Source organism: Deltaproteobacteria bacterium, from assembly GCA_016219225.1.
Lineage (GTDB): Bacteria > Desulfobacterota > RBG-13-43-22 > RBG-13-43-22 > RBG-13-43-22 > RBG-13-43-22.
On record JACRBX010000009.1, the window covers coordinates 1 to 13,626 of the forward strand.

Genomic DNA, 13,626 nt, shown 5'->3' on the forward strand with positions numbered 1-13,626 from the left:
ATCAGGGTTCAAGGATTCAAGGGGACAAGGATTCGAGTGAAAGGCAAGAGAAAAATATTCTTTGACCCTTGAATCCTTGAACCCTATATGTTATGACTGACGAAGACCGGCAACTCTTAAAAAAGATAGAGGCCTTTTCCCCCTATCTCACCCATATCCTGCGCCGGGACCCCTCCCTGATCGAAAAGATTTTTGATCAGGGAGGATACCGGTCCAAAAAATCCCCTGCCCATCTTACCAATGATCTTAAGGAGAAGGTTTCAGGTCTGAAAGACTTCCAGACTTTTTGCCTTTTTCTGCGTCATTTTAAACAGGAGGAAATTTTTCGGATAGCCGCCCGGGACCTGGGAGGCCTGGCCGGTTTCAGGGAAACCGCCACCGACCTCTCCCTCCTGGCTGCGACCTGCCTTCAAGGGGCCTTGTCCTTTTGTCTCCAGAACCAGGCAGGTTCCAAAAACAATGGCAAACCGGCCTTGGTGGAAAATGGTCTGGTGGTTCTGGGTCTGGGTAAGTTGGGAGGGCTGGAATTGAATTTCAGTTCCGATATCGATTTGATCTTTCTCTATCAGCCTTCCGGTAATGTGTGGCCTTCCTTTCTGGAACAAAAAGAATATTTGCAGGCTGCAACGCGTAAGATCATCCAGGCCATGGGTGCCCTGATGGAAGGCGATCATGTCTTCCGGGTGGACCTGGGCCTTAGACCCGGAGGCAAGGATTCGGACCTGGTTATTTCCCTGGACTCTGCCCTGGAATATTACCAAAGTTCGGCCGGGACCTGGGAGCGCATGGCTTTTATCAAGGCCCGGGCTCTGGCCGGAAATATAAAACTGGGCAAGGCCTTTTTGAAAGAGATCCAGCCCATTGTCTACCGGAAATTTATCGATTATACCATCCTGGCGGATATCCGGACCCTGAAACAAAAGATATTAGCCGAGACCGGTTCCCATCTCCTTAAAAGCGATGATATCAAGCTCGGTCCCGGAGGCATTCGGGAAATCGAATTTATCGTTCAATCCTTACAGATGGTCTTTGGGGGCAAGATCCCATCGATTCGGGAAGGAAATACCTTGAAGGCCATCGATAAATTGAAGGATGCTAAGCTTATCCCCAGAGAAGAAGGCCGGCTTCTTTCCCAGGCCTATATTTTTTTAAGGATCCTGGAACACCGCCTTCAAATGGTCCACCAGCGCCAGACCCACAGCCTTCCCCATCAGGCGGAGGCCCTGGAGGGGATTGCCCGGGTGATGCCCCTCAAAGGGCCAAGGCGAATGGATCCGGTCGGGAGATTGATACCGGAACTGAATCGGGTCAGAACCAGGGTCCGGATCAGCTTTGACAACCTTTTGCTGGCCAACTCACCGGTCTCCCAGGAAAGGCTGGTTGAACTCCTTAGGTCCACCAGGAGCGCTGAAGACCGGGAAAGAGAATTAAAGACCCTGGGGTTTCAACAAGGGAATCAGGCCCGGGAAATAATAGAAACCTGGAACAGAAAATTAACCGCCTCCCCGGCCCCGGGAAGAACTTTTTTTTCTCAATTATTTCCCCTTCTCCTCGGATATTGCCTGCAATCGGTCAATCCGGATCAAAGTCTGTCCTTTATCGATCGCTTCCTGGGCAGTATCGGTGGCCGGACGGCCATACTCTCCATGTTACTGGAGCGCAACGCCCTGGCCAAGGAGATCGTCGATCTCTTTGCCCAAAGTGCCCTCATGGGCCGGATCTTTATCCAGAACCCGGAGATGATGGACCACCTGGCCCTCCAAAGGACCATCGGCCGGCCAGGCCCGGAAAATGGTGGTGTCCTTCATTTTTTAAAAACCAGGGGACTGGGAAAGGGGCTGGAGGATAAGCTTTCTGACCTCCGGAGATGGAAAAACGGCTATTTTTTAGGGACCGCCCTGGAAGAGATGGCTGGAAGGCTGGGACCGGACCTGGCTTCGGAACGGCTGACCCATTTGGCCGATCAGGTCCTGATCGAATCGACCCGTCTGGCTGAAGAAAGTCTGACCCAGGAGGTGGTTCATCCTCTTTATCCCCATCGTCTGGCCCCTTCCCGGCCTTCCCCTTTCTGTATCTTGGGTCTGGGCAAGCTCGGGGGGCAGGAGTTGGGCTATGCTTCCGATCTGGACCTGATCTTTGTCTATTCCCTGAAGGCCCCCTACTTGGCGAAGTCCTCCAAAGGCCCTTCCCAGCCGCTGCGGAAAGGGGATAAAAAGTGGGTTACCACCCACGAATATTTAGTCCGGCTGGCCCAGCGGCTTATCTCCTTCCTTTCTATCCCTTTGAAAGAAGGTCCTGGATATACGGTGGATACCCGGCTCAGACCTTCCGGAAGTTTCGGACCCTTGATTGTGACCCTGGAGGCCTTTCAGGACTATTACCGGAACCAGGCCCAGCATTGGGAAAAACAGGCCTTGCTCAAGGCCCGGGTCATCGTCGGGCCCCCTTCACTCAATAACCAGGTCAGAGAGGTCATTGATGAGGTCCTCTTCCACAATGCCCCTCCCTCTGAGGTTCGTGAGGAAATGGCCCATTTCAGGTCCCGCATGGAGAAGGAAAGATCCGGCGAAAACAAGGAACGGTTCAATCCGAAACTCGGATACGGTGGTCTGACCGATATTGAGTTTATTGCCCAGTATCTCCAATGGTTCTACGGCCAGGCCGATCCGGAATTCCACCAGACCAATACCCTGAAGATCTTAAAGGCCCTGAAGGACAAAGGGCATTTACGGGATGAATTCCACTACCTCTTGCGGGAAGCCTATCACTTTTTGACCCTTTTGGATCACGGGCTCCAGCTCCTCTATGACCGCAAGGGGGACCCCCGGACCTACAGTCCGGAAGAACTGCTGCTAACGGCCAAACAGAATTTGATGGGCTTGGGGGAAACGGGTTTGCCTTCCTGGGACATCCTGAACCATTATAGAAAAATAACCGAAAAGGTCCGGTCTATTTTTGAACAGGTCATTGCAACTTATAAATGACGACTATGTAAAATCTCGTCATTCCCGCGTAGGCGGGAATCCAGCATTTTTGTCATTTCGACCAAAGGGAGGAATCTTAAAAAAATCCATGTTTCGGGACAGTTTTTGATGGAATTTTTTAAAAAAGTTTTATATAGTACCGAGTTGAAAATATTCTCGCTACAGAATATGACCAAGATAGCCTTTGGTCAGACCAGTCCAGTTTTATTGAACCGTCTGTCCCTCGGGTGTGCGAGTTTCCCTATAACAAAAATTCCTTGGTTAAAAACCCTCGGTAGTACAGGATTAGGGAAAGATAAAGTATTGTTCAAATGCCTCGTCTCTTGGGGAGGGATATTTCTCCGCGGGTCCGGGGAGATTTTATCAGACCAGTTACGACTGGAATAGGGGCCTTATGCAGATAAACCATTCAGCCATAAATGTTTCAATCTTTTTTTGTCAACAATTAGATCCTGAGCAGGATGCCAATCGCCGGGTTTTGGAAAAGGAATTGGGCTCCCGGGTTAAATTTTTCCCTTTGCCCTGCAGCGGCCGGATAGAACCCCTCCATTTTTTACGGGCACTGGAAGCCGGGGCCGATCTGGTCTATTTGATTACCTGTCCCGAAAAGGTGTGCCGTTATCAGCAGGGAAACCTGCGGGCCGGGAAAAGGATCGCCTATGCCCGAAAGTTGATTGAGGAGATCGGCCTGGATCCGGAACGTCTGGTGCTGGTAACCACCCGCCCACCGCTTCCCAAGCGGATCGATCTTCTAACCCGGGAATTGTTGGCCGAATCTCCTTCAAAAGGTCGTTCCCTTTTAAGCAGATTATAATTTTTTCAAGGGATAGATACCATGATCACAGCAGAAAGAAAACCTCTTGATGAAATCATCGCCATGATTTCACCCTATAAGAAAGTGTTGGTGGTGGGGTGTGCCAGTTGTGTGGCCGAATGCGCCGCCGGCGGAGAAAAGGAGACCGGTCTTCTGGCCTCGGCCCTCCGCATGGACGCCCGGATGACCAACAAGGAATTGGAAACCCGGGAAATGACCCTGGAACGCCAATGCGTTTATGAATTTATCGATCAGTTGACCAGCCTGGCCGACCAGTATGACGCCATCCTTTCCCTGGCCTGCGGGGCCGGGGTCCAGGCCGTGGCTGAAGTTTTTCCCAATGTGCCCATACTTCCGGCCGTAAACACCCTTTTTCTGGGCCAGACCAAGGAGGCCGGACTCTGGCTGGAAAACTGCCGGGGCTGCGGCCAGTGCCGTCTCCACCTGTTTGCCGATATCTGCCCGGTCACCCGCTGTGCCAAACAGATCTTTAACGGCCCCTGCGGCGGCTCCCAGGCCGGTCAATGTGAAGTCAATCCCGACACCCCTTGTGCCTGGCACCTGATCATCACTAGGTTGGAGGAAAGGGGTCAACTGGATCTCCTGGAAGAGGTCCATGATCCGGCTGACTGGTCTAAACGCCAGGGGGTAGGATTCAGAAAAATCGTCAGGGAGGATCAACAGTAATGAACAGCGAAAGTCAGCTCAAGAAGGTATTATCTGCCGGCCATTTTGCCGTAACGGCCGAATGCGGTCCTCCCAAAGGGGCCGATCCGGAGGCCATCCTCAAAAAAGGACGTATCCTCAAAGGCTCGGTGGATAGTGTCAATGTTACAGACAACCAGACCGGTGTGGTCCGTCTTTCCAGCCTGGCGGCCTGCGCCCTGCTGAAGCAGGAAGGGCTCGACCCGGTACTCCAGATGGTTACCAGGGACCGGAACCGGATCGCCCTCCAGTCCGATATCCTGGGGGCCTCGGCCCTGGGGATTCGAAATATCCTCTGTTTGAGCGGGGACCATCAGTCCTTCGGGAACCAACCCCAGGCCGTAGGGGTCTTCGATCTAGATTCCATTCAATTGATCCGGGTGGTTCGACGGATGCGGGATGAGGCCCAGGTCCTGGGCGGTGATGCCCTGACCCGGCCTCCGGACCTGTTTGTAGGTGCCGCGGCCAACCCCTTTGCCGACCCCTTCTTTTACCGGGTCATCAGACTGGCCAAGAAGGTCCGGGCCGGAGCCGAATTTATCCAGACCCAGTGCATTTACAATCTGGAGCGGTTTAAAGAATGGATGACCCAGGTTACGGACCGGGGCCTGGAAAAGCAGGTCCATATTCTGGGAGGGATAACCCCGCTTAAATCCGCCAAGATGGCCGAATATATGAAGAGCCAGGTGGCCGGCATGGACATCCCCGACGAAATGATCCAGCGCATGAAATCCGTTCCGGCCAAACAACAGCGCCAGGAAGGGATTAAAATCAGCGTCGAGACCATCCAGGCCCTTAAGGAAATGGCCGGGGTTCAGGGAGTCCATATCATGGCCATTGAATGGGAAGATGTGGTCCCCCAGATCGTCGAAGAAGCCGGGCTGTTGCCGAGACCATTTTAGTTCGGAGTTCAGAGTTTAGAGTTCGGAGTGACTTGGTTTTACTCCGAACTCCGAACTCTAAACTAAAATTTTAATTAATTAACCATGAAATCCTAACCTAATTCATTGGTAACTTTTTTGTTATAGAGGGAATATGCCACCCAAATATCATATCCATACCGCCATGGTGCCCAACCGTTTTCCAACGGTTATCCGCTCCGGGGTTATCGCCTGGGAAGAGGGTTGTCTGAAATGCCCCCGTTGTGTCAAGCGGGAATGTGTCTACGGCGTCTATGATAAACGAAAACTCGATTCCCGTTTCATGTCGGATTCCCTGGATAGTTTGTGCAAAGACTGTTTCCGCTGTGTCCAGAATTGTCCGAACCGGCTGATCCACAAGGCCTTAAATCCCAATTACAAGAACCTGGGGGACAGCTACTGGACCCCGGAGATTATCTCCAAGCTCTGGTACCAGGCCGAATCCGGACGTATCCCCGTTTCCGGTGCCGGATACGGCGGGCCTTTTTCCGGACCCGGTTTTGATGCCATGTGGACGGATATGTCGGAAATCGTCCGGCCTACCCGGGACGGGATACATGGCCGGGAGTATATCAGCACCCAGGTCGATCTGGGGCGAAAGCACAAGGCCCTGGAATTCGATGGCCAGGGAAATCTCCTGTCCGTTCCCTACCCATCCGTGGAGATCCCGCTGCCCATCATTTTTGATATCCTGCCTTTTTCTCCGCCCCGGGATCGCATCAATCCCACCCTGCTCAGGGCAGCCAAAAATATGGGCACTTTTACCATCATCGATCAAAAAGATTGGCAACCGGGTTTGAAGCCTTATTTGAATAACATGATGCTCTATTTGACCACTGATCCCCAGGGGTTCGACCAGTCGGTCCTGAAAAAACTCCGGTTGATCGAAATTCCCGATAACCCACAGGTCAAGAATTGGCAGAAAAGGCTTAAAGATCTGAATCCGGAAGCGGTGATTGCCGTTCGGGTCCCTTTAAGCGCCGAGGCCCGGGACCGGGCCTTGAAACTGACCGAGGCCGGAATGGAAATAATCCATTTTACTGCCGATGAAATCGGCCGGGAACAGGGGGAGGACCCCTGGTTTATCAAAGACCGGATCAAAGAGGTCCATCTGCACCTGGTCAGAAACGGCCTTCGGGATCAGATCACCATCCTGGCCGGGGGGGGGGTGGCTATGGCCGAAGACCTGGCCAAGCTGATTATCTGCGGGGCCGATGCCGTAACCCTGGATATCCCCCTGCTCATCGCTTTGGAATGCCGGGTCTGCCGGCGCTGTGCCGAAGGTATCCCCTGTCCGGTCAATATCGCGCAGACCTATCCCCCCCGGGGACAGGCCCGGATCCGCAATCTCATAGCCGGTTGGTACAACCAGCTTCTGGAGGTCATGGGGGCCATGGGGATCCGTGAAGCCCGGCGTCTGCGGGGTGAAATGGGCCGGGCCATGTTTTTTGAAGACCTGGAAAGGGAGATTTTTCTCCCTTTAAGTAAAAGGAATTAACCTATGTCTGATGCTGCTCCATTCATGTTCCCGGAGGTCAAGCCGGCACCGACCCGATTTCGCCATGCCCTGGGAAAATATCGTCTGGTCATCCGCAAGGATTGTGATAATTGCGGTCTTTGCCTGAAACTCTGTCCTTACGGGGTCTTTCAACCCGGATCGAAACGTCCCAAGGTCGTCAAGGACCATCTGTGCCTCGGACCGGCTTGCCAAAAGAACGCATTTTTTTGTGTGGCCCGCTGCCCCAAGGAAGCCATCGTGTTGAACCCCAATCCCTCCTTTGAGGTATTGGGGGACAATCGCTGGACCGCCGATCTGTTGGCCAGCACCTGGCACATGGCCGAAACCGGAGACATCCCCTATCAGGGGCTCAATTATAAAACCGGAAATTCCGGAGGCGGCTTCGATAAACTCCGTCTGGTCCTGCCGCCCTTGAAAGAGGATGACGGACCGGGGGAAGAGATTTCCCTGGCCCTGGAACTTAACCGTACCGGGGATGAACGGCCCAGGGTGACCCTGCCGGTGCCCTTCTATCTGGGAGGGATGTCTTTTGGATCGGTCAGCATCAATGCTATCCTCTCCAGGGTCCGGGCGGCCGCGGCCTGGGGGACCTTCTGCTGTACCGGTGAAGGCGGTTTCCCGGATGAGCTTATCCCTTACGATGATCATATCATTACCCAGGTGGCTACCGGGCTCTTCGGAGTCCGGGAGGAGACCATCCAGCGGGTCAGGATCGTCGAGTTTAAATATGCCCAGGGGGCCAAGCCGGGCCTGGGCGGCCATCTTTTGGGAGACAAGGTTACTCCTGAGGTGGCCCGGATGCGCGAGGCCGTGGTGGGGACTTCCCTGTTCTCTCCTTTCCCCTTTCATAGTGTCTATTCGGTGGAAGACCATAAGAAGCACATCGACTGGATCAAGGAGGTTAATCCCAGGGCCCTGGTATCGGTCAAGGTTTCAACCCCGACCGACGTGGATATGGTGGCCGTGGGCAGTTTTTTTGCCGGGGCCCATATCCTGCAGATGGATGGAAGCTACGGCGGCACCGGTGCGGCCCCGGATATTGCCAAGAAAAATATCGCCATGCCCATCGAGTACGCCGTTCCCAAGGTCCACAAGTTCCTAAAAGATGAAGGCATCCGGGACAACCTGACCTTGATCGCCAGCGGCGGGATCAGGACCGCCTTCGACGTGGCTAAGATTATCGCCCTGGGGGCCAACGGGGTCTGTCTGGGCACCAACGACATGGTAGCCATGGAATGTCTGCGTTGTCATAACTGTGAATCCGGCAGGGGCTGTGCCCGGGGTATCGCCACCACCGATCCGGAACTGACCAATCTCATGACCCAGGATTGGGGGACCCAGCGGATCATCAATAATTATATAGCCTGGATGAAGCAGCTCAAGACCATCCTGAAAAGATTGGGCATGACCCGGATCAGTGAGTTGGTCGGTCGGTGGGATGTGGTCAGACATCTGGATTATATCAAGGACGAAGTTCTTGAGGGAGAGCTGGAATAAAAAATAATCAGGGTTCAAGGAATCAAGGGGCCAAGGATTCAAGTGAATAGATATTAGCATAAAAAACCTTGAACCCTCGAAACCTTGAATCCCGAACCCTATTTTCGCTTAAAGGTACTATCATGAATCAAAGACAATTTTACCAAGCCATTGTTAATTCCCGTGCCCATTTGTTGGAAAAGGCCGATCGTTCCCTTCACCTGCCCAGGCATCCCGATGCCGAGGAAGGGGGCTGCGGGGTCACCGGTTTTGCCTGTAATATCCCGGTCAGCGGCCGGCATATCTTCGAGCCCTCGGTCCAGATGCACAACCGCGGCAACGGAAAGGGTGGGGGCATTGCCGCCGTCGGCCTGGAGGCCGCCAAGCTGGGCGTCGATCAGGCGACTTTGGAAGCGGATTTTTTACTGCAAATCGCCTTGCTGGACCCGACGGTCCTGAAGGAGTTGGAAGCCCGGTATATCCGTCCCCATTTTCAGGTCGATCATGAGGCTTTTGTGCCCACGGTAAAGGATTTCAGGGAGGTCCCCGGACTGGAAATAGAACCCCCCCGGGTCAAACGCTATTTTGTCCGGGTTAAACCCGAGGTCGTGGAGGCCTTTCAGAAAGAACGGCATTTGGAGAAATTGTCTCCTGAAAAGGCCGCCGAAGAATTCGTCTATCAGAACACCTTTCAACTGAATCAGAGTTATTACAGCTCCCTGGGAGAAAAAAGGGCCTTTGTCCTTTCCCACGGCCGGAACATGATGATCCTGAAGATCGTCGGTTATGCCGAACAGGTCACCCAGTATTATTTATTGGAAGATTTTAAGGCCCATGTCTGGATCGCCCATCAGCGCTATCCTACCAAGGGTAGGGTCTGGCATCCCGGCGGGGCCCACCCCTTTATCGGTCTGGATGAGGCCCTGGTCCATAACGGCGATTTTGCCAATTACTATTCGGTCAGCGAATACCTCTATCAGCGCAACGTGGTCCCCCTGTTTTTGACCGACACGGAGGTCTCCGTCCAGGTTTTTGATCTCTTAAACCGGGTCTATGGGTATCCCCTGGAATACATCATCGAATCCCTGGCCCCGACCACGGAAATGGATTTTGATAATCTGCCTTTGGAAAAACAAAAAATCTATCGCCAGATCCAAACCACCCAGATCCATGGATCCCCTGACGGACCCTGGTTTTTCATCATTGCCCGTAATCTGACCGGGCGTAAGGCTTATCAATTGATCGGCATCACCGATACGGCCATGCTGCGGCCCCAGGTCTTTGCCCTGCAAAAAGGGGAGGTGGAGATCGGCCTGGTCTGTTCCGAAAAACAGGCCATCGACGCCACGCTGCAAAGCCTGGCCCGGGAAGATCCCCGTTTCGGGACTGTGGCCGACCGCTATTGGAATGCCCGGGGCGGAAGCTATACCGATGGCGGGTCGTTCATTTTTACGGTGAAGGAATCCGGGCCCGATCAGTGGAAGCTGGCCTGTCAGGATAAATTCGGGCGGGCGGTCGATGTCCCTGCCGACCGGACCCCTTATGATTTTCGTATTGAACTGAAAACCGCCGCGATGAGCGGAGGGGTTGAAAAAAAGATCCAAGAGGGGTTGAAAAAAGGAGAGATCGCCTCATTATTTTCTTCTTTGCAGAATTTCATTTCCGAGGGAGATTATGCCCGGTTCGGCAGTTTCTTAAAGCATCTGGAACTCTTGGCCCGGGAAGAAAAATCAAAGGAAGGGATTATCGAACTGCTGACCCTGCTCCTGGACCGCCGTTACCCGACCGGGACCAAACGGCGCCGTTCCCTGCTGCAAATGGTCAACCAGTCCCTGGAGAATATTTTTGAGGCCCTGCCCCTTTTGAATGAGGCTTCCGGGAAATTATTTTTCCGGATCGATTATGCCCAGCGCCAAACCCTGCGGGCCCCGGCGAGCGGGGAAAAATTCCTGGTCATTAACGGCGGGCAGTTTCCACCGGAAGGGGAAGACTGCGATGCCCGTCTGGTCGTCAAGGCCTATGAACTGGGCTGGAAACGGTTTATCGGCTATGCCTACCGGGGCCAACGATTTTTGGGCTGCGGTTTGGGCCCCGAGACCCAGGGGGTGCGCATCGACGCCTATGGGAGCTCCGGAGACTATCTGGGTTCAGGGATAGACGGCCTGGAAATTCAGGTCCATGGAAACGCCCAGGATCAACTGGGCCAGATCCTTAAAAGCGGTAAAATAGTCGTCCATGGCGATGCCGGCCAGACTTTTCTTTACGGGGCCAAGGGCGGAGAGGTCTATGTGCTGGGCAATGTCGCCGGCCGGCCGCTGATCAATGCCGTGGGCCGGCCGAAAGTGGTCATCAACGGAACGGCCCTGGATTTCTTAGCCGAATCCTTCATGGCCGGCGATCCCCATAACGGTGGGGGTTTTGTGATCCTCAACGGCCTGACTGTGGATGGCCAGGGGAAGATCATCCCCCAGGAAACGCCTTACCCCGGTTCGAATCTTTTTTCCCTGGCTTCTGGCGGAGCCATCTTTATCCGTGATCCTTTTAAGAAGATCGTGACCGAACAGCTCAACGGCGGGGAAATCGTTCCCTTCTCCGAGCAGGACTGGCAGCTTATCCTGCCTTTTCTTCAAGAAAACGAAAAGTTGTTCGGTATTTCCATCGAGGACCATCTGTTGAACGTTGACGGCCGGAAACGCACCCCGGCCGAGGTCTATCGCACCGTCCAACCGGCCAGGCAGACGGTTCTGGCCAGCGGCTTGGAGGAGTGGGAGTAAAGAACGAGGGGACAAAAACCATTTGCTGTTGATTCCCCATCATTTTTCATTTCTCGGCAGGTCTTTTCAGAAGTTATGTAACGTTATGCAACGTATGAAACAACGTTCCCTCTGACCCCACAACCGTGCACTTTACCTTAGGCTGAGATGGTTTGGCTGCCCTCCCTCTCAAAGGCAGCCAAAAAGAAAGATATCTTCTCTGAGCACTCTGAGAGCTCGAACGACCGAAGGAAGTGGGCGAGAGACAGCCTTCCGTTCCTTACAGTTTTTTGGAGATCCAATCTTATAAATCCGCTTCTTTAAGATCTTAAGGAGATTTATGGCCCAACTCCAAATCTCAAAAGATCCATCCATATCAAACCCTCATGTTCACCTGGCGCCACGAGGTGTGAAAAATGATCGCATCACTGGCATCTCCAACTGGAATCTTTTAGACCAAAAGGTGATCCAAAACAAAAAGGGTGAAGAATTCATGGCCCGACCGCTTCAGTTCCTTCAGCTTCAGCAGCATTCAGATTCTTAGACCCCTTCAGATTCAGAAAATAAACTGTGCAAATAAACTCCCATAAGATAGAAAAGTAATCAGTATGCTTAAGAAAAAAGACTTGACCCGTAAACATCTGCCAAGAGGGTTAGAAATACTCTACGAAGATAGAGATATCCTGGTGGTAGATAAGCCTGCGGGGCTATTGACAGTGGGGACGGAGACTAATAAATTCAAGACGGCCGCCTACATTCTTAGCGATTATGTACGCAAAGGCTGTCTTAAGTCGCGAAATCGAATTTTCGTAGTTCATAGGTTGGACCAGTGGACATCCGGCGTATTGATATTTGCGAAAAGTGAAGAAGTTAGGTTACATTTAAAAGCTCAGTGGAAAGGCACGGATAAAAAATATGTTGCGGTGGTCTATGGTCACTTATCCACAAAAGAGGGAATTATTACCTCATACCTGGCGGAGAACAAGGCTTATGTCGTCTATTCCACAACGGATGTTACAAAAGGCAAACTGGCACATACTGCCTATAAAGTGCATAAAGAGACCAAGCAGTTTAGTCTGCTGGAAATTAATCTTTTGACCGGCAGGAAGAATCAGATACGCGTACATATGGCTGATAAGGGACATCCGATCGTAGGAGATCGTAAATATGGAAAAGCCAAGGATGGGTACAGTCGTTTAGCACTTCATTCCAAATTGATTTCCTTCAAACACCCGACCAGCGGCAAGCAGATGACTTTTGAAGCCAACGTGCCGGATTATTTTAATAAGCTGATTGACAATATCCAGGATAGATTATGATAACAGATTATTCAATCGTTTTTATCTCTTTTTTCCTCATAGGACCCCAGCAGCCTTAGCCTCCGTTGGTTTAACTCCCTTTACCTCTGTCCCGATTCTTCCCTCGGTCGTCCAGTTCGTCCAGTCCTATCAGCCGGGGTAGGGCAATGGCTAACGAGCGTAACCTCTTCTTCCGGAAAGACGCAAAAAACCCAGGTAACCCGGTAAGTCCTGTCTAAAAAAATTTGAATTTCAAAAAAAATGGATATTTAACTAGTGCTTTTGAGTCCGTAGTTGGAAGAAGGTTCACAGAAACCGGGATCTTGGGTTCCTGTTTCAAGTTTCAAGATGCAAGTTTCGAGTATAGCAAGTGGATAAAAACTGTTCAGTTGTACTCATTTAGCTGTGTTAAAAAGTCTCGATAAATCCCTCTCGGCCCCCCTTTTTTAAAGGGCGGCCCGCCTTTGGGTGGATAGAAAAAGGGGGGTGAGGGGGGATGGCATAATCCTTGCTCCTTCTTTTAGGAAATAAATTTTCTTTAATATTTTGAGAGGAAACCGCAAATGATTGCCTCGGCCCGACCGAGTATCAGCATCATTAAAAGGGAACTCGCCTTAGATCAGATCTCCAAGGAGGTGGAACAATCTCCGGCGGTCAAGATTCAAAAGGCCCTATTGGAGGAATCCATCCGGTTGAAAGCCAGCGACATCCATATTGAGCCTTCTGAAAAAACGGTGCAAGTCCGTTACCGGATAGACGGCTGGCTCAAAAAAGGACCGGTCTTTCCCCGATCGGTCCTGGAGTCCCTGGTCTCCAGATACAAGATCAACTGCAATTTGGATATCAGTGAAAAGAGGATTCCCCAGGATGGAAGTTTCCGAATCCTCTCACAGGGAAAGGGCATCGATCTCAGGGTGTCCTTCCTGCCCACCCGGTGGGGAGAAAAGATCGTGGTCCGCCTTCTGGATACCCATCAAACCTTTTTGGGATTGGAACAACTGGGACTTCCAACACCCCAGTTGGAACGGCTTTCGACCATGATCGAACGCCCCCAGGGCTTGATCCTGGTTGTCGGGCCGACCGGCAGCGGAAAGACCACCACCTTATATTCCTTACTCCAGGCCATCCACCGTGAGGGTATTAACATCATCACCGTA

Annotated in this window: 10 protein-coding genes; all 10 read left to right on the forward strand. The window is 52.3% G+C overall.

Annotated features, from left to right (window positions below; genetic code table 11):
- Positions 1 to 92: 92 nt before the first annotated feature.
- Positions 93 to 2,984: a bifunctional [glutamate--ammonia ligase]-adenylyl-L-tyrosine phosphorylase/[glutamate--ammonia-ligase] adenylyltransferase gene (glnE, locus tag HY879_00500; GenBank protein MBI5601813.1), complete on the forward strand. Its 2,892-nt coding sequence runs from the start codon at positions 93 to 95 to the stop codon at positions 2,982 to 2,984.
- A gap of 394 nt (positions 2,985 to 3,378) precedes the next feature.
- A complete protein-coding gene (locus HY879_00505) occupies positions 3,379 to 3,798 on the forward strand; it encodes a hydrogenase iron-sulfur subunit (protein MBI5601814.1) in 420 nt (139 codons plus the stop codon).
- A gap of 21 nt (positions 3,799 to 3,819) precedes the next feature.
- Positions 3,820 to 4,485 (forward strand): methylenetetrahydrofolate reductase C-terminal domain-containing protein, encoded by a 666-nt coding sequence (locus HY879_00510; GenBank protein MBI5601815.1) that lies wholly within the window; start codon positions 3,820 to 3,822, stop codon positions 4,483 to 4,485.
- A complete protein-coding gene (locus HY879_00515) occupies positions 4,485 to 5,405 on the forward strand; it encodes a methylenetetrahydrofolate reductase (GenBank protein ID MBI5601816.1) in 921 nt (306 codons plus the stop codon). The genes HY879_00510 and HY879_00515 overlap by 1 nt, the downstream gene beginning before the upstream one ends.
- 133 nt (positions 5,406 to 5,538) lie before the next feature.
- Entirely contained in the window at positions 5,539 to 6,921 is a 1,383-nt protein-coding gene (locus tag HY879_00520; GenBank protein ID MBI5601817.1) for a hypothetical protein, read from the forward strand.
- 3 nt (positions 6,922 to 6,924) lie between these two features.
- Complete coding sequence (locus HY879_00525) at positions 6,925 to 8,439, forward strand: alpha-hydroxy-acid oxidizing protein (GenBank protein MBI5601818.1); 1,515 nt, start codon at positions 6,925 to 6,927, stop codon at positions 8,437 to 8,439.
- A 122-nt stretch (positions 8,440 to 8,561) separates the two neighbouring features.
- The gene (locus HY879_00530) at positions 8,562 to 11,192 is read left to right on the forward strand and encodes a glutamate synthase (protein ID MBI5601819.1); all 2,631 of its coding nucleotides are present in this window, start codon (positions 8,562 to 8,564) and stop codon (positions 11,190 to 11,192) included.
- 319 nt (positions 11,193 to 11,511) lie between these two features.
- Positions 11,512 to 11,715 carry a hypothetical protein gene (locus HY879_00535; GenBank protein MBI5601820.1) on the forward strand — a complete coding sequence of 68 codons (204 nt, stop codon included), beginning with the start codon at positions 11,512 to 11,514 and terminating at the stop codon, positions 11,713 to 11,715.
- A gap of 64 nt (positions 11,716 to 11,779) precedes the next feature.
- On the forward strand, positions 11,780 to 12,490 hold the full coding sequence (locus tag HY879_00540; GenBank protein ID MBI5601821.1) for an RluA family pseudouridine synthase: 711 nt from the start codon (positions 11,780 to 11,782) through the stop codon (positions 12,488 to 12,490).
- A 542-nt stretch (positions 12,491 to 13,032) separates the two neighbouring features.
- On the forward strand, positions 13,033 to 13,626 hold a 594-nt coding region (tadA, locus tag HY879_00545; protein ID MBI5601822.1), incomplete at its 3' end, for a Flp pilus assembly complex ATPase component TadA.